Origin of the sequence: Mesorhizobium sp. GbtcB19, from assembly GCF_019091085.1 — a bacterium.
Taxonomy (GTDB): domain Bacteria; phylum Pseudomonadota; class Alphaproteobacteria; order Rhizobiales; family Rhizobiaceae; genus Mesorhizobium.
This window is the reverse complement of the sequence record NZ_JAGXJY010000337.1, coordinates 1-254: the sequence shown is the minus strand read 5'-3', so window position 1 is coordinate 254 and position 254 is coordinate 1. Positions and strand designations below refer to the sequence as shown.

1 pseudogene is annotated in these 254 nt (G+C 70.1%); it reads right to left on the bottom strand.

Going from position 1 to position 254, the window contains the following annotated elements:
- Window positions 1-254, bottom strand: a pseudogene (locus KVT37_RS32435) (sugar phosphate isomerase/epimerase); the annotation flags it as partial.

Sequence of the window (254 nt, the reverse complement as noted above, 5' to 3'; positions counted from 1 at the left end):
ATCGTGCCGTAGGTGCCGCCGCCAAGCGCCTCGGCGCCGTCCACGTAGCAGACCTTGAAGGCCGGCTGCAGGAAGTCGAGCGCCTCTCCCGGCCGCTCGACCACATCGAGCGCGCGCGGCAGGCCGTGCGACGGGATGAGCTGGACACCGTAATGATTGGCGAAGCCCCGCGAGCGCTTGGTGTCGATCTCCTCGGGGCGCGGCAGCGGGATCTCCATCAGGCCGATGCCAAGCTCCTTCCGCCGGTCACGCCG